Below are 21,187 nucleotides of genomic sequence, written 5' to 3'. Positions count from 1 at the left end.
CATTCGCCTCCGCTGTTTCGCGTCGTACTCCGGCGAAACAGCGGTTTTTTAGTAGGTTATCCCCGGCGGGTTGACCACCGACTGCGCCACCGCCTCGCCCTGCTCTCCCCAGCGCGCCAGCACCTGCTGATATTCACCGCGGGCAATCGCCCCGTCGAGGGCTGCCTGCAGGGCAAAGACCAGGCCGTTGCCTTTTTTAGTGGTCGTCGCCACCCACGCTTTTTTCGGCCCCAGGCCCACCACCCGGGTCTGGCCGTTAAGGGCGGCCTTATAGGCTGCCACCGACTGCGGGCCGAAAAAGATATCCGCTCGCCCGGACTGGATATAGAGGTTGCCGGAGGCATCATCGGTCAGGTAGACCGGCTGGGCCTGCGGCCGTCCGGCGGCACGGTTGTCCTCATTCCAGCCCAGCAGGATCCGCTCCTGATTGGTGCCGGACCCGACGATCACTTTGCGCCCGGCGAGGTCGGCGGGTCCGTTTACCGCGGCGATGTCGCTGGTGGATTTCACCGAGAAGGCCAGGGAGTCCACCCGGTAAGTCGCAAAATCGAACTTCTCTTTGCGCTTCTCGGTCACCGCGATATTGATCAGCGCCACATCGTAGCGGCCGGAGGCGATGCCCAGCGGCCAGTCCTCCCACGCGGTGGGCACCAGCCTGAGCTTCAGGCCAAGGCTTCCGGCCAGCAGGCGGGCCATATCCGGGTCGCTGCCGATCCGCGTGCGGTTGTCGCTGGCCAGCAGCGCCAGCGGCGGCGAATTGAGCGCAGAGATCGCCACCGTTAGCGTCCCCGGCTCGACGAAGCGATAGCCCGGCGGAATTTTCGCTATCGCCTGCGGGTCGCGGGTGACCGGCAATGGCTGCTCATTGGCACGCAGATCCAGCGCCGCGTGAGCGCTCATGGCAAAAGCGCTGAGAACAAGGGTCATTAGCGCTCTGTTCATGACGGCAGCACCCTGGATAAAAACTGTCGGGTACGCGGATGCTGCGGATGGTTGAGTACCTCGTCGCTGCTGCCCTGCTCGACGATCCTGCCGTCGACCATAAACACCACCTGGTCGGCCACCTCGCGGGCAAAGCCTACCTCGTGGGTCACCACCACCAGGGTGGTACCGGAGCGCGCCAGCTTCTTGATGACATCCAGTACCTCGCCCACCAGCTCGGGATCCAGCGCCGAGGTGGGCTCATCAAACAGGATCACCCGCGGGTCCAGTGCCAGCGCCCGGGCAATCGCGATACGCTGCTGCTGCCCGCCTGAGAGATGCCGCGACCAGGCGTCGGCTTTATTGCGCAGTCCGACAACGTCCAGCAGTTCATAGGCGCGGGCAATGGCCTCTTTGCGCGTGACCTGCTTGTGGGCGATCGGCGCCTCAATCAGGTTCTCCAGCACCGTCAGGTGCGGAAACAGGTTAAAGTTCTGGAACACGTAGCCGACGTTGATCCGCTGGCGAAGAATTTCCTTTTCTTTCATCTCATACAGCTTGTCGCCTTTGCGGCGATAACCAATATAGTCGCCGTCAATCTGAATAAATCCCTCATCGACACGTTCGAGGTGATTGATGGTGCGCAGCAGCGTCGACTTGCCCGAGCCGGAAGGGCCGAGGATCACCGTCACCGTGCCCGGAGGGATCTCCAGCGACACATCGTCCAGCGCCTTGTGGCGGCCATAGTATTTGCTGACCCCGGTGATAGAGATATGGCCATTATGAGAGCTGGGCATGAACGGCCTCCTGCGGCTGTGGTTGACGTGCGGGTTGATTCAGACGACTGCTGCGGGCGCTGTTTACCGCCGAGCGGCGCTCGCTGCGCGCCAGGGCGCGTTCCACCAGATACTGAATGGCGGAGAGGACGCTGGTGATTGCCAGATACCAGGCGGCGCCAACCATCAACAGCGGGATCACCTCCTGGGTACGGTTGTAGATCATCTGGATGGTGTAGAACAGTTCCGGCATCGCCAGGACGTACACCATCGCCGTTCCCTTGGCCAGACTGATGATCTCGTTGAAGCCGGAAGGCAGGATGGTGCGCAGCGCCTGCGGCAGAATAATGCGCAGCGTGCGTCGCCAGGCGGGAAGCCCCAGCGCGGCGGCGGCTTCATACTGCCCATGGTCGACCCCTAAAAAGCCGCCGCGAATAATCTCCGCGGTATAGGCGCTCTGCACCAGCGTCAGGCCCACCACCGCCGTGGAGAATTGCCCCAGCACGTTAATGGTCTGATAGCTGGCCCAGGTGACGCCGGTAAACGGGATCCCCAGCGACAGGGTGTCGTAGAGATAGGAAAAGTTGTACAGAATAATCAGCACCACAATCAGCGGCAGCGAGCGAAACAGCCAGATATAACCCCAGGCGAGGCTACTGAGCAGCCACGATGAGGATAAGCGGGCCAGCGCCAGCAGGCCGCCGAAGATCACGCTCAGCACCGTGCCGAGCAGGGTCAGGAGCAGGGTTTGTCCCAGCCCCTCGAGGATCACCGGGTCGAAGAACCAGCGGGCGAAGACGCCCCACTCCCAGCGCGGGTTAAAGGCCACCGACTGGATCACCACCGCCAGCACCAGCAGGGCGACCAGGGCCCCGACCACCCGCAGCGGATAGCGCGCCGGCACCACTTTTATTGTTTCAGATGAATGCATCATGCCTCCTCAAGCGCTGTGACTGAAGGCGCTCACCGCCAGCGCTTTAGTGAACCGCAGCCGGCCATCGTACGGCGGCTGACTGTACTCTTCCGGGTCTCGCGTGAGGTCAAACTGCGCCTCATACCCCTGGCTGAGATAGAGCTTTACCGCCTCCGGCTGACGGAAGCCGGTGGTCAGGTAGATATGGCTGTACCCGGCCAGCACCGCCCGCCGTTCCAGCTCCTGGACCACCTTCGCCGCCAGCCCCTGCTGGCGCAGACGGCGGTGCGTCCAGATACGTTTGATCTCCGCGGTGTGGCGATCTTTCGGTTTATAAGCGCCGGTGGCGATAATTTCTCCCTCACGCTCAAGGATGATAAACAGCCCCTGCGGCGGCAAATACCACTCAGTCAACTCCACTTCCGCATCGCGGGAAAAATAGTCGCCGTAGCGGGCGGCATATTCGGCAAACAGCCCGCTAATAATCGGCTGCAGCTCCGGTGCGTCCGGAGAAATATCGCGGAATGCTTCGCTCATCGCGCCTCCTGTCAGTCGCCCAGTCCGGGTGGGTTGATTTCTGATTGCGGAATACTCTCCACCCCTTCGCCCCAGCGGTTAAGCACTTTGGCGTAATCGCCGCTGGCGATAGCGCCGTTCAGCGCCGCCTGGACGGCATTCACCAGCCCGCTGTCTTTTTTCAGCGTCACCGCGATATGCGCCGCTTTCGGCCAGCCGCCATCGACGCTGCCCACCAGTTTGGTTTTGCCGGTCAGCGCCGCCTTCCATGCGCCAATCACGTTGGGGCCGAAAAAGGCGTCGGCGCGCCCGGTCTGCAGGGCCAGCGTCTGGGCGGCGTCATCCTTGGTGTAGACCGGGGTAAACGGCTTCAGCCCCTTCTTGACGTTCTCCGCGTTCCACGCCAGCAGGATCGCCTCCTGGTTAGTACCGGAGCCGACGATAATCTTCAGCCCGGCGATGTCCTCCGCCTTGTCAATTTTGTTCAGCGGACTGGTGCTTTTGACGTAGAAGCCCAGCGAGTCTTTACGGTAGGTGGCGAAATCGAACTTCTCTTTGCGCTCTTTGGTGACGGTAATATTGCTGATCGCGGCATCATATTTGCCGGAGGTAACCCCCAGCGGCCAGTCTTCCCATGAAGTAGGAACCACGTTCACTTCCAGTCCAAGGCTCTCCGCCACCAGCCGGGCGATATCCGTCTCGCTGCCGAGCAGGGTTTTGTTGTCATCGGCGAAGACCGTCAGCGGCGGTGAGTTCAGGGCTGCCACCGCGACGGTGAATTTCCCCGGCACCGCCAGATGCAGATCTTTCGGCAACAGCGCAATGGCCTGTGGATTTTTCGCTGTGTGAATCGGCGTTTTGTTGGCCTCCAGGCTCACCCCGGTGCCATTGATCTTGACGTCCTGGGCCCACGACGAGGCGCTAAATGCCAACGCGACGGCCAGCAAGAGTGTTGTTTTCTGCATAGCGTGATTCTCTTTTATTATTTTTGGAATTGATTAGCAGGTAGCGCCAGACCCAGACTTTCCCGCAGGGTGGTGCCCGGATAGTCGCGACGGAACAGGCCGCGCGCCTGTAACAGCGGAACCACCTCATCCACAAAGCGCGGGAAGGTTTCCGGCGTGCCGCCCTGAATAATGAAACCGTCCGCCGCGTGCTGTTCGAACCACAATTGCAGGCCATCGGCGACATCGCTGGCGGTGCCGGTAAAACGCGGACGCGGACTCGCTGCCTCCAGGGCCACCTGGCGCAGGGTCAATCCCCGCTCGCGGGCGTGACGTTTAATCTCGTCGGTGGTGCTGCGGAAGCTGTTTTGTCCGAGGTCGCCAATATCCGGGAACGGTTCATCAAGCGGATACTGCGAAAAATCATGATGTTCGAAATACCGCCCCAGATAATTCAGCGCATCCTCGATGGAAACCAGCGCCGCGGTAGTCTGGTACTGACGTTCCGCATCCTCGGCGTCATCCCCGACGATGACGCTGACGCCCTGGAAGATATGCAGTTGGTCCGGGGTGCGCTGATATGCGCTGAGTTGGCTTTTAACATCCTGATAAAATGCCTGCGCCTCGGCCAGCGATTCCTGATGGGTAAAAATGGCATCGGCGTGGCGTGCGGCTAATTTCTTGCCGTCGTCCGACGCGCCGGCCTGGAAAATAATCGGCCGTCCCTGTGGCGTGCGGGCAATATTTAGCGGCCCGGCCACTTTAAAGAAATCGCCATGGTGATCGAGCGTATGCAGTTTATTTTTATCAAAGAACTGGCCAGTCTCCTTATTGCGCACAAAGGCGTCCTCTTCCCATGAATCCCATAAGCCTTTCACAACCTGCAGATATTCATCGGCAATGCGATAGCGCAGCGCATGATCCGGATGCTGGGCCCGGGAGAAGTTTTTCGCCGACCCTTCCAGCGGCGAAGTGACGACATTCCACCCCGCCCGTCCCTGGCTTAAATGGTCAAGGCTGGCGAACTGGCGGGCGGTAGTAAACGGCTCGCTGTACGAAGTGGATAAGGTCCCCACCAGTCCCAGACGCCGGGTGACCGCGGCCAGCGCGGAAAGTACCGTTAAAGGTTCGAAGCGATTTAAAAAATGGGGAATCGATTTTTCATTGATATATAACCCGTCGGCGACAAAAATAAAATCCAGCTTCCCCTCTTCCGCTTTTATCGCCGTCTGCGTGACAAAGTTAAAATTAATACTGGCGTCCGCCTGCGCCGCCGGATGACGCCAGGCGGACATATTTCCCGATGCGCCATGTAATATCGTTCCCAGACGCAATTGTCGATTTTCAGACATAGTTACCCCTTCCCCTGTCATCCATTAAATATGTTGTAATGCCTGTTCCGCCAGCTGAGCGAAATAGTGTGCTGCGGGCGCAATAAGCCGTTCGTCCGGATTAAATGCCGGATGGTGCAGACCATATTCGCTGGCGCTGCCGATGCTGACGAACGCCCCGGGAATATGCTGAAGATAGACCGCAAAATCTTCGCCACCGAGATGCAGATCGGCGTGATGGGTGCGGTACCCGGCCTGGGCCGCCACGTCGCTGGCGAAGTCGGCCCAGCGGGCGTCATTGACCAGCGCCGTCGGGCCGGCATACCAGAAGACGTCAATCTGTGCGCCAAAGGCGCTGGCGAAACCGGCCGCGATCTCGCTGACCCGGGCCTTGACCCGCTGCTGCACTTCACTGCTGTGAGTGCGCAGTGTTCCTTCCAGCTCGACGCTCTCCGGCAGCACGTTCCAGGTATTGCCTCCCTGGATCCGCGTCACGCTGAGCACCACCGAGTCGAGGGTGTTCACTTCCCGGCTGGCCACGCTCTGCAGCACCGTCACCAGCTGGCTGGCCAGCAGGATCGCATCCTTTCCTTCATGTGGACGGGCGGCATGCGCCCCCTTCCCGGTCACTTTGAAGACGAAGCGGTCGACGTTGGCGTAGAACGCGCCGCCGCGGGTGGCAAATTCGCCCACCGGCAGGCCGGGCTCATTGTGCATGCCAAAGATCGCCGACACGTCCTCCAGCGCCCCGGCGCGGATCAGGGTTTTCGCGCCGCCAAAATTTTCCTCCGCCGGCTGAAACAGGATCCGCACCCGCCCCGGGAGTTCCGCTTCCCGCTCCTTCAGCAGCAGCGCCGCCCCCAGCATCACGCTGGTGTGAATATCATGGCCGCAGGCATGCATCACCCCTTCATTTTGCGAGCGGTAAGGCAGACCGGTCGCCTCCTCGATGGGCAACGCGTCGATGTCCGCCCGCAGGGCAATCACCTTGTCGCCGCTGCCGACTTCGGCGACCAGCCCGGTTTTCAGATCGAAGGGCAGCAGAGTCAGCCCGCCGCTCTGCAGCCAGTCGCGGATCCGCGCGGTGGTGGCTACCTCCTGCAGGGAGAGCTCCGGGTTCTGGTGCAGCTCGCGCCGCCAGCTAATCAGTTGTTGTTCAAAGGACATTCAGCACCTCCTTGCCGTAGTGAGCCTGCGCCAGCAGGCGCAGGGAGTGCAGGCGCGCTGGCCCGTCGCTAATGGGGGTATCAATGATTAATTCATCCAGTTGATCTTCCGCCTGCAGCGCGTCAAGCCGGGCTTTAACCTGTTCGGGAGTACCGGAGATCAGTGAAGATTCGCGGCGGTGGATGCGTGTCGGCCGGCTGCCAGCCTGGCGGGCAAAGGCGACGGCCTGAGCCTCACTGCCGACGGTCACCCGCTGGCCGTTCTCCAGCTCGACGCCCCACACCTCGACCTGCTGCGCCAGCGCGGCGGCGGTGGCCGGATCGTCGGCCACCACCACCTGCACGGCGACAATCGCCTCACGCGGGCTGAGCTCGCGCCAGCGGTTGATCACCGTGCGGCGCAGCGCGCTGTCGCCATTGAGATGGGCCGCAAACACGAAGTTCCAGTCAAGACGGGCGGCCAGTTCAGCACTCTCCAGGCTGGCGCCGAGCAGGAAACCGTCGGCCCGACGCGGCGGGATCGGCGTGGCGCGCAGGCTCTCCTCTCCACCGGGCTCAGTCAGCGACAGCCAGTTATCCAGCTGCGCCAGCTGGTCGGCAAAGGTCCCTTTCTCCTCCTGATGCAGGCCCTGCTGCAGGGCGCGGGTGGAAAGCGGCAGTCCGCCAGGCGCTTTGCCGACGCCGAGATCGATGCGACCCGGCGCGAGGGCGGCCAGCAGGTTAAAGTTTTCCGCGACTTTATAGGGGCTATAGTGCTGGAGCATAACGCCGCCGGACCCGAGGCGAATGCGCCGGGTGTGGCCCAGCAGCCAGGCGATAACCAGCTCCGGCGAGGGGCTCGCCAGCTGATCGGTATTGTGGTGTTCGGCGACCCAGAAGCGGTGATAACCCCAGGCTTCGGCGTGTTGCGCCAGCGTTAATGTACGCGCCAGCGCCTGCGCGGCGGTTTCCCCGGCGGCAAGCGGACTTTTATCCAGGATACTGATTCGATAAGACATTTCGCAGGCTCATATGAAAGTACGTGCCTGCATTATTAAAATCTCAGCTAACTATTGAGAAACAATTAATTCACATGTGTACTGCTGAAAATTAGATATGCCCGCCTGGCCGCTGCGCTTCCAGCTCGCGGAGCAGCGCCTCAGCCTGCCGCGGACTGCGCACCCGGACGAAGCGAATATGACGATATTGCGGATCCTGCATATCGGCCAGATAGCGTCGGCGATTCTGCCGCCAGGTTTTCAGCGTCCAGAGGATAATGGATTCCCGGCTGCAGAACGAACGGCGAAAGCTCTCGCGGTTGCCCGTGCCCGGCCACAGCTCCTGATGCCGCCACGCCCGGCTCGTCGCCCGCCACACCGCCTGGCGCAGCATGCGCCAGAGGCTATAGTCGACCCAGATCACCAGATCCACCTCGCGCCATTTGACGCTGCGGCTGCGATTGTAATTGCCATCCAGCACCCAGCCCGGCGAGGCCGTAGCGGCGGCAATAGCGGCGAAAAACGCCTCATCCGGCGTGCCCTGCCAGTTCGGCCGCCAGTACAGGCGATCGAGCTCGATCCAGGGTAGTCCCAGCCTGTGCGCCAGGCGCCGGGCCAGAGTGGATTTGCCTGAGCCGCTGGTGCCGACCACGTTGATGTTCATCTCTGTTTCTCCCTGGTAGCCAAACGAATACTTATTTCAATGTTAAATGGCGTATATAGTAGTGATGTTTATCAATGATAAAAGGTGTTTTCAGGATGAACCCCTATGAAGCCCGCTACAGACAACTGTTAGCCAACGGAGCCAGCGCCTGGGCGGGTGATGGTTTTGCCAGGGCAAAGATACAACAAGAAAAAACATTTCATTGGCTGGATGCCCATGGCTATTTACCCGCTCCCGGCGCGCCGGTACTTGAACTGGGATGTGGCAATGGTGCCATGGCAGCCCAGTATCTGGCGGAAAGAGGCTATGCCGTATCGGGTGTTGATGTGTCCGAAACGGCGATCCGCTGGGCAGAAGACCGTTTTCAGCAAGCGGGTCTGGACGCCACATTTTTCGTCGGCAACGTCTGTCATCTTTCTCAATGTGAGGATGCCCAGTTTGCCTTAATCATTGATGGCAGCTGTTTACATTGTCTGCTGGAAGATGAGCGTCGCCGTTTTTTCGCCGAGGCGAGAAGATTGCTGAAACCCGCAGGCCGGCTGGTGATCGGCTCGATGTGCGGGCTTCCTCGTTATGCTGAAGACCTCGCCACTTACGATCCTGTCAAGCATCATCTCCTGAAAGAGGGGCAGCCCTGGCGTACGCTTAAACCCCTCCCGGCTTTACTGAATGAGATACAGCAGGCGCAGTTTAGCGTCCTTGCCACCGATGTTAAGCACAATGCCTGGTGGGATCATGCCACCATCGTTTGTTCGGCAAACGGGCCGTCGGCTGATCCTCAGGAGAGTTAATTTCAGGCTGACCGCGCCATCTGTTATGCAGCGCCAGTGAAGATGGCGCTGCCGCCAACAAAGCAGTCTTTATCCAGCGTCAGGCTGGCGATTTTATGCACCGGGCCACGCATACGGACCTGAAAATCCGCGTCGAAGGTGATGTGCAGCTGACCACCAGGCATGTTGACATCCACCCGATCGTCCACCTTCCCTAACCGGCGCATCGCGCTGGCAGCCGCGCAACTGCTGCTCCCGGAGGCCATCGTGAACCCCGCGCCCCGCTCCCAGATACCAATCTTTAGCGTATGGCGATCGATAACTTCCACGAACTGGACATTGGTGCGTTTGGGGAACAAGGAATGGTTTTCGATTTGCGGCCCTAAACGATGAACCTGCGCCAGGTCGAGCTTATCGACGAGGACAACGCAGTGGGGATTGCCCATGGAGACCAGCACGACGAACAGGGTTTCATCCGCCAGCGGCAAAGGATAATTCACCGCCTCAGGCAAATTCACTAAGGCGGGCAGCGCCGCCGGATTGAAATTCGCCCGCCCCATGTCGACGCTAATCTGATGAACATCGCCATGCACAGTGCAATAGACGTCACCGCCCGCCGTATGTACCAGAAAGGGCTCATGGCCGACGCGACCGATATCAAAAAGATAACGCGCATAGATCCGTAGCCCGTTACCGCTTTTCTCCGCTTCGGAGCCGTCCGGATTGATAATACGCAGTGTGGGATTGATCTGATCGCCGCTGTCGATCAGCAGACCATCCGATCCCACGCCATAGTGGCGATGGCACAGCATTTGAATATGCTCGTTGCTCAACTGTTCGGCAACGTCGCGATGGCATACCAGGTAATCATTACCCAGCCCGTGATATTTATGAAAGTGTAAGGGTGTCATTGTGTGGGTTCGCCTGGCGCTGCAGTTTTTTGGACATCTTACATTACATTCACCGTCTTGATGAATTAAACCCTGCGTTGTTAACCGTGGTGGTCATTCTGCTCCACTGCGTCCGGCTATCAGACTGGCGCCTCCCCTCCGTCGGGCTTACACTCTGCGTACCTGTGAGCGGTATTCATCAATCCGGAAAGATTATGCTAAAAGAAAACGTAAACGATCTGCTCTCCTTTATGGTGGTGGCGCGTGAGCGCAGCTTTACCCGCGCAGCGGCCCAGCTCGGCGTGTCACAGTCGGCGCTCAGCCATGCCATGCGCCATCTCGAAGCGCGTCTCGATGTGCGGCTGCTGACCCGCACCACCCGCAGCGTGGTACCGACCGAGGCGGGTGAGCGACTGATACAGCGCCTCGGTCCGCATCTGGAGGAGATGGAGCGGGCGCTGACCGCGCTGCGCGATACGCGCGAACGCCCGGCGGGCAACCTGCGCATCACCGCCGGGGAGCATGCCACCAGCACCGTACTCTGGCCGGCGCTAAAGCCATTTATGCTGCAATATCCGGATATTAACATCGAAATCACTGTTGATAATGGCCTCACGGATATCGTGGATGGCCGGTTTGACGCCGGGGTGCGACTCGGCGAACAGGTGGCGAAAGAGATGATTGCCGTGCGCATTGCCCCGGATATGCGGATGGCGGTAGTGGGTTCGCCAGCCTATCTGCAGCAGGCCGGTACGCCGCAGACGCCCTGGGATCTTGCGCAGCATCGCTGCATCAATCTGCGCCTGCCGACACGAGGTGGACTTTACGCCTGGGAGTTTGCCCGCGACGGTCGGGATATCCAGGTGCGGGTGGAGGGGCAAGTGATCCTCAACAGCCTGCCGCAGCGCATCGATGCGGCGGAGGCGGGCCTCGGTCTGGCCTACGTTCCGGATGACTGCGTGGCGGAGGCCTTAGCCAGTGGCCGGCTGGTGCAAGTGCTGGCGGACTGGACCCCCACCTTCCCCGGCTACCATCTCTACTACCCCAGTCGACGCCAGCATACCAGCGCTTTCACTCTGTTGCTGGAAACTCTGCGACGCTGATCTCATTGATAAATCTGTCAAATGCTATCGGTAAATGTTTTAGGTGCGTAACTATTACGTTACGTGTAGGATTCAGCGCCATGTCTGAGCTTATCTCCTACGTCAGAATGATGAGAAAGCCAGCATAATGTGCCAGCCGTCATCCACTCCGGCTGCAAACATGGGCATTGACAGGAAACTGATACATCAATGAATACGAAACACGACACTGCAGCGGAGCACCATGCTGCGAAACGCCACTGGCTCAACTCACATGAAGCGGGTTATCACAAAGCGATGGGCAACCGTCAGGTACAGATGATCGCCATCGGCGGCGCTATCGGTACCGGTTTGTTCCTCGGCGCCGGGGCACGTTTACAAATGGCAGGGCCAGCGCTCGCCCTGGTCTATCTGGTCTGCGGCATCTTCTCCTTCTTTATTCTTCGCGCCCTCGGCGAACTGGTTCTCCACCGCCCCTCGAGCGGCAGCTTCGTCTCCTATGCCAGGGAATTCCTCGGTGAAAAGGCCGCTTACGTGGCCGGCTGGATGTACTTCGTTAACTGGGCCATGACCGGGATCGTCGATATCACCGCCGTGGCGCTGTATATGCACTACTGGGGCGCGTTTGGCGATGTGCCACAGTGGGTCTTCGCCCTTGGCGCGCTGGCAATCGTCGGTACCATGAACATGATCGGCGTAAAATGGTTCGCCGAGATGGAATTCTGGTTCGCGCTGGTCAAAGTGCTGGCGATCGTTGCGTTCCTCGTGGTCGGCACCATTTTCCTCGGCTCCGGTAAGCCGCTGGACGGCAATGCCACCGGCTTCCATCTGATCACCGATAACGGCGGCTTCTTCCCTCACGGCCTTCTGCCGGCGCTGGTGCTGGTGCAGGGCGTGGTCTTTGCCTTCGCCTCCATTGAACTGGTGGGCACCGCGGCCGGTGAGTGTAAAGATCCGGAGTCGATGGTACCGAAGGCCATCAACAGCGTGATCTGGCGTATCGGCCTGTTCTACGTCGGTTCGGTGGTGCTGCTGGTGCTGCTCCTGCCGTGGACCGCCTACCAGGCAGGACAGAGCCCGTTCGTCACCTTCTTCTCCAAACTGGGCGTACCGTATATCGGCAGCGTAATGAACATCGTGGTGTTAACCGCCGCCCTCTCCAGCCTCAACTCCGGCCTCTACAGCACCGGACGTATCCTGCGTTCCATGTCGATGGGGGGCTCCGCGCCGAAGTTTATGTCGAAAATGAGCCGTCACCAAGTCCCTTACGCCGGGATCCTGGCGACGCTGGCGGTGTATGTGGTGGGGGTGTTCCTCAACTATCTGGTGCCGTCGCAGGTGTTTGAGATCGTGCTTAACGTCGCGTCGCTGGGGATCATTGCTTCCTGGGGCTTTATCGTGGTGTGTCAGATGCGTCTGCGCAAAGCGATCAAGGAAGGAAAAGCGGCGAAGGTGAGCTTCAGAATGCCGGGGGCGCCATTCACCTCCTGGCTGACGCTGCTGTTCCTGTTCAGCGTGCTGGTGCTGATGGCCTTCGATTATCCGAACGGCACTTACACCATTGGCTCAATTCCACTGCTGGCGGTGCTGCTGGTAGCTGGCTGGTTTGGCGTGCGTAAACGCGTGCATGCGATCCACAGTACGGCGCCGACGCTCAGGAAGTAACTGGCAGGACTCCCGGTTTGCCCGCGACGGACAAACCGGGAGGTCAGGATTTAGTTATCCTCAACCAGCTGCGACACGTCGCTACTGTTAATTTCCCGCTTATTACCAGACTCATCGATATAGCTGGTCATCCCCGTTTCTTTATCCAGCTGCGGCTTGCCGTGGGTGACGATCGTCTGACCGCTTTTGGTGGTCATAACGTAGTTGGACGAACAGCCTGCCAGCAGCGCCAGCATCGCACCGGCGCAAATCACCATAAATGGCTTTTTCATTTTATCTCCACTGATTACCACTGCCCGCGCAAGGCGGGAAAGCGTTAAGTGTATAACCATCTGGTTTATCAGGCCAATACGCGTTTGTAACAGAGGGTGAGGTGCCGGGCGGCATGCGGGGCGCGACCTTGACCGATCGTCGTCGCCCCGGGCATCTTACAGCGCGATGCGGATCACGTCGTCCGGCGCGGTGGCCTCTTTCTCACGGCTGGAAGCCTGTTTCACGCTGACATACAGCGTTTTGCCGTCATCAGAGAGCGCCAGGCTGTTGGGGTGAGTCGGCGTTTTAAAGGTCTTCACGATCTTGTAGCGCTTACCGTCGATAACGCTGACTTCCCCGGCCTTACGGTGCGTCACATAGGCTTCATTACGCGTCGGGTTAAACAGCACCGCCAGCGATTCCGGCGCGGCGATTTTCTCCAGCACCTTACCATCGCGGGTATCGACCACCAGCACTTCCGGCTGCTTGCTGTCGGTAATAAAGGCGCGGTGACCGGCGGTATCAAGGCTCAGGTTTAAGTAGAAGTGCGCTTTGCCATCGTCCTGCAATTTCTTGCGCGACACAATGGTATTGCTCTCGCTGTCGATGGTCAGCAGTTCGCCGTCGGCATTGGTGGTATAGAGGCGTTTCGCCTGCGGATCGATCGCCAGACCCGTCGCCATTGCCCCGGTGCCGGTAATAGTGGTTTTCAGCTTCAGGGTCGCGCCATCTACCACCCAAATCACGCTCTCTTTGCCCAGACCGGTAATGTAGACCGTGTTGGTCTGCTCATTGACCGCCAGCTCGCGCGGTTGCAGTGGGCGTACGGTTTCACTGCGCTGACGCTCGTCCAGCACCAGACGCCCTTTCACGGCGCCGGTTTTGGCGTCAATGGCGGTGACGGTGCTGTCGACGGTATTGCCAAACCACAGCGTGCCGGTGGCATGGTTGATAGCAGCGCCGAACGGCTTCAGATCGTTGTGAATAATCTGCGTCACGTCCAGGGTGGTGGGGTCAAGACGATAAACAATACCGCCCTTGTCCAGTGAGCGACTCTGCGACGTGGCGACCCATAACGCGTTCTCCTGCTGGCTGTAGGCCATTTCGTAGGCCCCTTTTCCGACGGCCTTACGCAGCATCTCATCCGCAGCGTGGGCGCTAAAGCTACCTGCCAGCAGCAGAGAGGTGAATAACAGTGAATGGCGCAGACGCGGCGCGGCAAAATGACGTAGTGACATGACGACTCCCTTTGATAAACCAGTATGTGCTGACCCGACATCGCTTCCGGCGGTAAAGTCCTGGCTTTACCCTTATTTTTGAATGCGAATAGTAATCATTATTTATCTCAAAGTGGAGCGCTAATTGTTGTTGTTCGGTAAATTCATCAGCAAGAAGCACTATCCGTTAACCAACGGCGGTTAATAATTTTCAAATGTTTTACAAACGGGGTAACATATCTACATATGTTCCATTTGGTTCGTCTCCCGAGTACTATCGATGAAAATCCTGTCCGTGCGTCACGCCGCCCTGCCGGCGCTGCTGCTACCGCTGATTGCCGCGGCCCAGACCGCTGATGAACAAACCATGGTGGTGACCGCCGCGCCAACCACTGTTTCTGAACTGGATACCCCCGCCGCCGTCAGCGTGGTCAATGGGGATGAAATGCGCCAGGCCGCACCGCGCGTCAATCTCTCTGAATCACTGGGCGCCGTACCGGGCCTGCAGGTGCAGAACCGGCAAAACTATGCCCAGGATCTGCAACTGTCGATTCGCGGGTTTGGCTCTCGCTCCACCTATGGCGTGCGCGGGCTACGCATCTATGTAGACGGCATTCCGGCGACCATGCCCGACGGCCAGGGGCAGACCTCGAATATCGATATTGGCAGCGTCGACACCATTGAGGTGCTGCGCGGCCCCTTCTCTGCCCTGTACGGTAACTCGTCCGGCGGGGTGATCAACGTCACCAGCCAGACCGGCACCCAGCCGCCCACCGTGGAAGCCAGCAGCTACTATGGCAGCTTCGGTACCTGGCACTACGGGATGAAGGCCACTGGCGCCGTTGGCGACGGCAGCCATGCAGGCGATGTGGATTACACGGTCTCGACCAACCGCTTCACCACTCATGGCTATCGCGATCACAGCGGCGCACGCAAAAATCTGGCGAACGCCCGACTGGGGGTGCGCATCAACGATGTCAGTAAGCTGACGCTGCTGCTGAACAGCGTGGATATCAAAGCCAATGACGCCGGCGGCTTAACCGCCGACGAATGGCGCGATAACCCGCGCCAGTCGCCGCGCGGCGACCAGTATAATACCCGCAAGAATACCCGGCAGACCCAGGCCGGCCTGCGCTATGAGCGCCAGCTGAGCGCCCAGGACGATCTCAGCGTCATGATGTACGCCGGTGAACGTGAAACCACGCAGTTCCAGTCGATCCCGCGCGCGCCGCAGCTGAAACCGAGCCATGCCGGCGGGGTGATCGACCTCACCCGTCACTACCAGGGAATCGATACCCGCCTGACCCATCGCGGAGAGCTGCTGGTGCCCGTCACCCTGACCGCCGGTCTCGATTACGAGAACATGAGCGAGCGCCGTAAAGGGTATGAAAACTTTGTGATGGTCAACGGCGCGCCGCAGTATGGCGAACAGGGTGCGCTGCGCCGTAACGAACGCAACCTGATGTGGAACGTCGACCCCTACCTGCAGACCCAGTGGCAGTTAACGGACAAACTCTCGCTCGATGCCGGGGTTCGCTACAGCTCAGTATGGTTCGACTCGAATGACTACTACATCACCCCAGGCAATGGCGATGACAGCGGTGATGCCAGCTATCACAAGTGGCTGCCTGCAGGCTCGCTGAAGTATGCTCTGACCGACGCGTGGAACGTCTACCTCTCCGCTGGCCGCGGCTTCGAGACGCCGACCATTAACGAGCTGTCATACCGCTCCGATAACCAGAGCGGCCTTAATTTCGGCCTGAAGCCCTCCACCAACGACACAGTGGAGATCGGCAGTAAGACGCGGATCGGCAATGGGCTGCTCACCGCCGCCCTGTTCCAGACCAATACCGATAATGAGATCGTGGTCGACAGCAGCAGCGGCGGGCGCACCAGCTATAAAAACGCCGGCAAAACCCGTCGTCAGGGGATGGAGCTGGGGCTGGATCAGCAGTTTGGCGAGAGCTGGCGTCTGAAGGCGGCCTGGACCTGGCTGGACGCGACCTATCGCACCAACGTCTGCGACGACGCCAGCTGCAACGGCAACCGCATTCCGGGGATCGCACGCAATATGGGCTACGCCTCCTTTGGCTATCAGCCGGAGCAGGGCTGGTACGCCGGCAGCGATATTCGCTACATGAGCGACATCATGGCCAATGACGAAAACACGGCTAAAGCGCCTTCCTGGACGGTGGTTGGCCTGACGACCGGCTATAAATGGAGCTACGGCAGGATGGACATGGATCTGTTCGGCCGGGTCGACAACCTGTTCGACCGGGAGTACGTCGGGTCCGTTATCGTTAATGAGTCCAACGGGCGCTACTACGAGCCTGCTCCCGGACGCAACTACGGCATCGGCCTGAACCTCGCCTGGCGCTTCGAATAGCACGCCCCTTCCCCGCCGGCGGTGATTGGCGGGGAAGGCTTAACGATGTGGCGTTTTCCCCACGGACGCGGGTTAAAGCAGATTTCGCAGGGATAACTCGAAAATGATCTTTTCCGCCTGGCAGGAGAAAGCGATGGAGAGGTCGAGTTTAACCTCGTCGCCAGCGGCGGCGATGGTGTAATCGACCTGCGGCGGTTCACTGGCCGGCGCCGCGGCGGCAGCACGTTCGCGCACGGCGGCTACGGTGGATTCCGCTTCTTCGCGGCTCGGGAACATTTTCTCAGCCCGGTAGACGCAGTCCTCGTTATCAATGATGGTACCGACATCAATGGCGCAGCCTTTGGTGCTGCATTTATCTACTACATCTTTCATCGTAATAACCTCTCGAGTTTTCTTAAGGATAAGAATCCGCTCACCGAAAAGCAAACCATTAATATCCGTAAGGATTAGCAATTTTTCTATTATATCGCGCCGCGGCGGGCGCCAGCTTGCGCCATCGCAAGGTGAGGCAATATGACTGCCGACGATCGCCTGACGATACGCGATGCCATCGCAGCAATCGTGGCCTCCATCACACTATTCTGTACACCATCTCGTCTGCCTCGCCTCACAGCGTTAGTCTGGTCACAGAACAACGCCAATAAGGAGCTGCTATGGCACTGCCGATGATGATTGATTGCGATCCGGGACATGATGACGCGATCGCCCTGGTCCTCGCCCTCGCCTCTCCGGAGCTGGAGGTGAAAGCCGTCACCGCTTCCGCGGGCAACCAGACCCCGGAGAAGACCCTGCGCAACGTGCTGCGTATGCTGACGCTGCTGAACCGGCCGGATATCCCGGTGGCCGGCGGCGCGTGGAAGCCGTTGATGCGCGATCTGATCATCGCCGATAACGTGCACGGCGAGAGCGGACTGGATGGCCCGAGCCTGCCGGAACCAACCTTTGCCCCGCAGAACTGCACCGCCGTCGAGCTGATGGCCAGGGTGCTGCGGGAAAGCCAGGAGCCGGTGACTCTGGTGGCCACCGGGCCGCAGACTAACGTGGCGTTGCTGCTCGCCAGCCACCCGGAGCTGCACGCGAAAATCGCCCGCATCGTGATCATGGGGGGCGCAATGGGGCTGGGCAACTGGCAGCCGGCGGCGGAGTTTAATATTTTCGTCGATCCGCAGGCCGCGGAAATGGTCTTTCAGTCCGGGATCCCGGTGGTGATGGCGGGCCTTGACGTCACCCATAAGGCGCAAATCCTTCCTGCCGATATCGAGCGATTCCGCCAGATTGGCAATCCGGTGTCGTCCATTGTCGCCGAGCTGCTCGACTTCTTTATGGCCTACCACAAGGATGAAAAGTGGGGCTTCGACGGCGCGCCGCTGCACGATCCCTGCACCATCGCCTGGCTCCTCAAGCCGGAGATCTTTACCACTATCGAACGCTGGGTCGGCGTGGAAACGGAAGGAAAATATACCCAGGGGATGACGGTGGTCGATTACTACCATCTGACCGGCAATCGGCCCAATACTACCCTGATGCTGGATGTCGACCGTGAAGCCTTTGTCGATCTGCTCGCCCAGCGGTTAGCTTTTTACGCCTGACACGTCTCCCATGCCCCTTTTCCCTCACGGGAAAAGGGGCAGAGTAAGTCGGATCCGCCGGACTAGTCGTCCGCCGCGACGCGGATCACCACCTTACCGAAGTTCTCACCTTTTAACAGGCCGATCAGCGCCTGCGGCGCCTGATCCAGACCGTCGATCAGCTGTTCGCGATATTTAATTTTCCCCTCTTGCACCCAGCGCCCCATCTGCTGCTGGAATTCCGCGATCCGATGCCCGTAATCCTGGCCGATAATAAAGCCCTGCATCCGGATGCGCTTCTTGAGGATGGTCGCCATCAGCAGCGGCAGACGATCCGGTCCGTCTGGCAAACCGGTGGCGTTATAGCCGCTTACCAGCCCGCAGACCGGTACCCGCGCTGCGGTATTCAGCAGCGGCAGCACCGCGTCAAAAACCTTGCCGCCGACGTTTTCGTAGTAAACGTCAATGCCCTGCGGGCAGGCCTGGGCCAGCTGTTCGGCAAAATCATCCGCACGATGGTCAAGGCAGACATCAAAGCCTAACGTCTCAACCGCATACCGACACTTCTCCGCGCCTCCAGCGATGCCGACGGTGCGGCAGCCCTTAATTTTGCCGATCTGTCCGACCGTGGCGCCAACCGGCCCGGTCGCCGCAGCGACCACCAGCGTTTCGCCCGCCTTCGGCTGGCCGATGTCCAGCAATCCCATGTAGGCGGTGAAGCCCGGCATCCCCAGAACTCCCAGCGACCAGGACGGGTGTTTCGGGTCGTCACCCAGCTTCACCAGTCCGTTGCCGTCGGAGAGTTCATAATCCTGCCAGCCGCTGTAGCCCAGCACCCAGTCGCCGGGTTGATAATCGGCATGATTTGAGCTGACCACGCGACTCACGGTCCCTCCTACCATCACCGCGCCAATGGCCACCGGTGGCGAATAAGAAGGCGCATCGCTCATGCGCCCGCGCATATAGGGATCGAGCGATAAATAAACGGTACGCAGCAGAACCTGCCCCGGCCCCGGCGTCGGCACCTCGCTCTCTTCCAGGCGGAAATTCTCTGCCGTCGGTTCACCATGGGGGCGGGAAGCCAGTACCCAGCGGCGATGGCGTTGCGGTTGATCTGTCATAGCAAACTCCTCTTGTTAGCAGACTGTACTGAGGCTAGCTGCTTTATGCGCAACGTGCTTTACCATTAAGAGCCGGATGGCGATTGATTAAGGCGAACCACCAGATAGACGCAGGTCTCCGCGGATTCATTGATAAAGCGACAATCGTTGGGCGGACCAAGCTCCAGACAATCCCCCTTCTGCATCTCATGACGGGTAGTCCCTTCGACAAACACCAGCTCGCCCTGCTGCAGCCAGATCAGCTGGCGGGCGAGCGCATAGGAAGAGGCCGGCATGGGCACATCGCTGCCGGGCGGCAGCTCAATCTGCACCAGATCGATCGGCAGATCGCTGCGCGGCGAGACGTGGCGGCGGAGATAGTGGCTTTGCGGGTCGTGCCACACCGGCTGGCTGGCAAAGCGCAGCAGCTTACCCTCCTGCATTTCCGCCCGGGCGATCAGCGTCGACATACTGATGCCGAAGGCGCCGGAAAGACGGCCCAGCATCGAGGCCGTCGGGCTGCTTTCGCCGCGCTCGATTTTATGGATCATCGCCCGCGAGGCGCCGGCCCGTTCGGCAAGGTCGTTCAGCGACCAACCGCGGGACTCACGCTCGATGCGGATGCGCGCACTGATGCGCTGATTGAGGTTGTCTTCTATAGTATTCATAACGTAATACTATAGTGTGCACCCACCCATTACACAACTGCCCGTCGGGCCGCGTGCTTACCGGGTCATCCGTAAAAATTATGCGTAAAACGGATGACAGCGCGATGTTCATTATTGTAATAATATCGTACTACTATAGTGTACAAAAAACTGAGGTTTGCTATGTCCATCCGCCCTGCCATTAAAGACGACTGTGCAGCGATCGCCGAGATCTATAACCACGCCGTCGTGCATACCGCCGCCATCTGGAATGATAAAACCGTGGATACCGACAACCGTATCGCGTGGTTTGAAGCCCGCCAGCTGGCCGGCTTTCCGGTGCTGGTGAACGAGGAAAACGGCGTCATCACCGGCTATTCCTCGTTTGGCGACTGGCGCGCGTTTGACGGTTTCCGCCACACCGTGGAGCATTCGGTGTACGTTCACCCCGATCATCAAGGGAAAGGGCTGGGTCGCAAACTGCTGGTTGCGCTGATCGCCGAAGCGCGTCGGCTGAATAAACATGTGATGGTCGCCGGTATTGAATCGCAGAACCACGCTTCGCTGCATCTGCATGAAACGCTGGGCTTTATCACCACCGGGCAGATGCCGCAGGTAGGAACCAAATTTGGTCGCTGGCTGGATCTCACCTTTATGCAGCTGCAGCTGGATGAGCGTCAGGACCCGGACGGCAAGGCATGAATGCATCGCTCACCCTCGCCTGTCTGGTCGCCGCCGGCGTTGGTCTCGTGGTGCAGAATACCCTGATGGTGCGCATCACCCAGTCGGCGTCGACGATCCTTATCGCCATGCTGCTCAATTCGCTGGTGGGGATCGTTATTTTCGTGACGATGTTACTGCTGCGCCAGGGCGTCGCCGGCTTTCAGGAGCTGGCCCTGAGCGTGAAGTGGTGGACGCTGATCCCCGGCCTGCTGGGGTCCTTTTTCGTCTTCGCCAGCATCAGCGGCTATCAGACCGTGGGCGCGGCCACCACCATTGCGGTACTGGTCGCCAGCCAGCTGGTTGGCGGGTTGATCATGGATTTAGTTCGCGCCCACGGCGTGCCGGTGCGGGCGCTGATCGGGCCGGTATGCGGCGCGGTGATGCTGGTGGTGGGCGCCTGGCTGGTGGCCAGGCGCCAGTTCTGAGCGCATCTTCAGAGGATCGCGCCGCCTTTCGTCAGCTGCTCGCGGCGTGCGTCCTGCTCTTCCTGATGCTGTCGCCCATGGTGGGCGATGGCAGTGCGCAGGCGCTGCTGCTGGGTATAGCGTTCCTCACGACTGAGTTGTGGATCATCGCTCAGGGCGATCAGCAGCTCATTCATATGAGTGATAACGCCCTCGGCAAGGGTGTCATCGACTTTGACGATAACCTCATCCAGATGTGCCATCCGGTTCTCCTT

Annotated in this window: 22 protein-coding genes and 1 pseudogene; 7 read left to right on the top strand and 16 right to left on the bottom strand. The window is 59.7% G+C overall.

Going from position 1 to position 21,187, the window contains the following annotated elements; all coding sequences use genetic code 11:
- Window positions 1-48: 48 nt before the first annotated feature.
- From AS136_RS19665 to AS136_RS19625, 8 genes and pseudogenes are all read right to left on the bottom strand, one after another.
- Window positions 49-900, bottom strand: a complete 852-nt coding sequence (locus tag AS136_RS19665; protein ID WP_162494483.1) for a transporter substrate-binding domain-containing protein — start codon at window positions 898-900, stop codon at window positions 49-51.
- Window positions 901-938: 38 nt separating this feature from the next.
- Window positions 939-1,718, bottom strand: coding sequence for an amino acid ABC transporter ATP-binding protein (locus AS136_RS19660; protein WP_008804710.1), 780 nt, complete (start codon window positions 1,716-1,718; stop codon window positions 939-941).
- A complete protein-coding gene (locus AS136_RS19655; protein ID WP_008804709.1) occupies window positions 1,702-2,628 on the bottom strand; it encodes an amino acid ABC transporter permease in 927 nt (308 codons plus the stop codon). The genes AS136_RS19660 and AS136_RS19655 overlap by 17 nt, the downstream gene beginning before the upstream one ends.
- Window positions 2,629-2,637: 9 nt before the next feature.
- Window positions 2,638-3,147, bottom strand: coding sequence for a GNAT family N-acetyltransferase (locus AS136_RS19650; RefSeq protein ID WP_023322715.1), 510 nt, complete (start codon window positions 3,145-3,147; stop codon window positions 2,638-2,640).
- Between the two features lie 11 nt (window positions 3,148-3,158).
- Window positions 3,159-5,422 (bottom strand): annotated as a pseudogene (locus AS136_RS29060) (NtaA/DmoA family FMN-dependent monooxygenase).
- A 24-nt stretch (window positions 5,423-5,446) separates the two neighbouring features.
- A complete protein-coding gene (locus AS136_RS19635; RefSeq protein WP_012968083.1) occupies window positions 5,447-6,568 on the bottom strand; it encodes a M20 peptidase aminoacylase family protein in 1,122 nt (373 codons plus the stop codon).
- Window positions 6,558-7,565 carry an MsnO8 family LLM class oxidoreductase gene (locus AS136_RS19630; RefSeq protein ID WP_012541571.1) on the bottom strand — a complete coding sequence of 336 codons (1,008 nt, stop codon included), beginning with the start codon at window positions 7,563-7,565 and terminating at the stop codon, window positions 6,558-6,560. The genes AS136_RS19635 and AS136_RS19630 overlap by 11 nt, the downstream gene beginning before the upstream one ends.
- Window positions 7,566-7,656: 91 nt before the next feature.
- Entirely contained in the window at window positions 7,657-8,208 is a 552-nt protein-coding gene (locus tag AS136_RS19625; protein WP_063266912.1) for a P-loop NTPase family protein, read from the bottom strand.
- 95 nt (window positions 8,209-8,303) lie between these two features.
- Here AS136_RS19625 and AS136_RS19620 point away from each other — a divergent pair, with 95 nt between their 5' ends.
- Window positions 8,304-8,999 carry a class I SAM-dependent methyltransferase gene (locus AS136_RS19620; RefSeq protein ID WP_012541569.1) on the top strand — a complete coding sequence of 232 codons (696 nt, stop codon included), beginning with the start codon at window positions 8,304-8,306 and terminating at the stop codon, window positions 8,997-8,999.
- A gap of 23 nt (window positions 9,000-9,022) precedes the next feature.
- Here AS136_RS19620 and dapF read toward each other — a convergent pair whose 3' ends face one another.
- Window positions 9,023-9,889, bottom strand: a complete 867-nt coding sequence (gene dapF, locus AS136_RS19615) for a diaminopimelate epimerase (protein WP_023322716.1) — start codon at window positions 9,887-9,889, stop codon at window positions 9,023-9,025.
- 194 nt (window positions 9,890-10,083) lie between these two features.
- On the opposite strand from dapF, the gene AS136_RS19610 reads away from it, so the two are divergent.
- Window positions 10,084-10,971: a LysR family transcriptional regulator gene (locus AS136_RS19610; RefSeq protein WP_008804700.1), complete on the top strand. Its 888-nt coding sequence runs from the start codon at window positions 10,084-10,086 to the stop codon at window positions 10,969-10,971.
- Window positions 10,972-11,160: 189 nt separating this feature from the next.
- On the top strand, window positions 11,161-12,615 hold the full coding sequence (ansP, locus tag AS136_RS19605) for an L-asparagine permease (protein WP_063266911.1): 1,455 nt from the start codon (window positions 11,161-11,163) through the stop codon (window positions 12,613-12,615).
- A gap of 50 nt (window positions 12,616-12,665) precedes the next feature.
- Here the strand turns inward: ansP and AS136_RS19600 are convergent, their stop codons facing one another.
- Together AS136_RS19600 and yncE are read right to left on the bottom strand one after the other, a co-directional pair.
- Window positions 12,666-12,887, bottom strand: a complete 222-nt coding sequence (locus AS136_RS19600; protein WP_002906779.1) for a YgdI/YgdR family lipoprotein — start codon at window positions 12,885-12,887, stop codon at window positions 12,666-12,668.
- Between the two features lie 156 nt (window positions 12,888-13,043).
- Window positions 13,044-14,105: a 7-bladed beta-propeller protein YncE gene (yncE, locus tag AS136_RS19595; RefSeq protein ID WP_008804698.1), complete on the bottom strand. Its 1,062-nt coding sequence runs from the start codon at window positions 14,103-14,105 to the stop codon at window positions 13,044-13,046.
- Window positions 14,106-14,364: 259 nt separating this feature from the next.
- On the opposite strand from yncE, the gene pqqU reads away from it, so the two are divergent.
- Entirely contained in the window at window positions 14,365-16,470 is a 2,106-nt protein-coding gene (gene pqqU, locus AS136_RS19590; protein ID WP_023322717.1) for a TonB-dependent receptor PqqU, read from the top strand.
- Window positions 16,471-16,542: 72 nt separating this feature from the next.
- Here the strand turns inward: pqqU and AS136_RS19585 are convergent, their stop codons facing one another.
- Entirely contained in the window at window positions 16,543-16,842 is a 300-nt protein-coding gene (locus AS136_RS19585) for a DUF406 domain-containing protein (protein ID WP_023322718.1), read from the bottom strand.
- Between the two features lie 89 nt (window positions 16,843-16,931).
- Window positions 16,932-17,162 (bottom strand): hypothetical protein, encoded by a 231-nt coding sequence (locus tag AS136_RS28800; protein WP_046620343.1) that lies wholly within the window; start codon window positions 17,160-17,162, stop codon window positions 16,932-16,934.
- Here AS136_RS28800 and rihA point away from each other — a divergent pair.
- A complete protein-coding gene (gene rihA / locus AS136_RS19580) occupies window positions 17,124-18,059 on the top strand; it encodes a pyrimidine-specific ribonucleoside hydrolase RihA (protein ID WP_023322719.1) in 936 nt (311 codons plus the stop codon). The two genes, AS136_RS28800 and rihA, sit on opposite strands and share 39 nt — an antisense overlap.
- 62 nt (window positions 18,060-18,121) lie before the next feature.
- Here the strand turns inward: rihA and AS136_RS19575 are convergent, their stop codons facing one another.
- Together AS136_RS19575 and AS136_RS19570 are read right to left on the bottom strand one after the other, a co-directional pair.
- Window positions 18,122-19,159 carry an NADP-dependent oxidoreductase gene (locus AS136_RS19575; RefSeq protein WP_023322720.1) on the bottom strand — a complete coding sequence of 346 codons (1,038 nt, stop codon included), beginning with the start codon at window positions 19,157-19,159 and terminating at the stop codon, window positions 18,122-18,124.
- A gap of 65 nt (window positions 19,160-19,224) precedes the next feature.
- Window positions 19,225-19,806 carry a helix-turn-helix domain-containing protein gene (locus tag AS136_RS19570; RefSeq protein ID WP_008804693.1) on the bottom strand — a complete coding sequence of 194 codons (582 nt, stop codon included), beginning with the start codon at window positions 19,804-19,806 and terminating at the stop codon, window positions 19,225-19,227.
- A 162-nt stretch (window positions 19,807-19,968) separates the two neighbouring features.
- Here AS136_RS19570 and AS136_RS19565 point away from each other — a divergent pair, with 162 nt between their 5' ends.
- The gene (locus AS136_RS19565) at window positions 19,969-20,487 is read left to right on the top strand and encodes a GNAT family N-acetyltransferase (protein WP_012541564.1); all 519 of its coding nucleotides are present in this window, start codon (window positions 19,969-19,971) and stop codon (window positions 20,485-20,487) included.
- Window positions 20,484-20,933, top strand: coding sequence for a DMT family transporter (locus tag AS136_RS19560; protein WP_008804691.1), 450 nt, complete (start codon window positions 20,484-20,486; stop codon window positions 20,931-20,933). The genes AS136_RS19565 and AS136_RS19560 overlap by 4 nt, the downstream gene beginning before the upstream one ends.
- A gap of 8 nt (window positions 20,934-20,941) precedes the next feature.
- On the opposite strand, the gene AS136_RS19555 is transcribed toward AS136_RS19560, so the two are convergent.
- On the bottom strand, window positions 20,942-21,175 hold the full coding sequence (locus tag AS136_RS19555; protein WP_008804690.1) for a YdcY family protein: 234 nt from the start codon (window positions 21,173-21,175) through the stop codon (window positions 20,942-20,944).
- Between the last annotated feature and the right edge of the window lie 12 nt (window positions 21,176-21,187).

Source organism: Klebsiella sp. D5A, assembly GCF_001620885.1.
Lineage (GTDB): Bacteria > Pseudomonadota > Gammaproteobacteria > Enterobacterales > Enterobacteriaceae > Klebsiella > Klebsiella variicola.
This window is presented reverse-complemented; position numbering and strand designations above follow the sequence as displayed.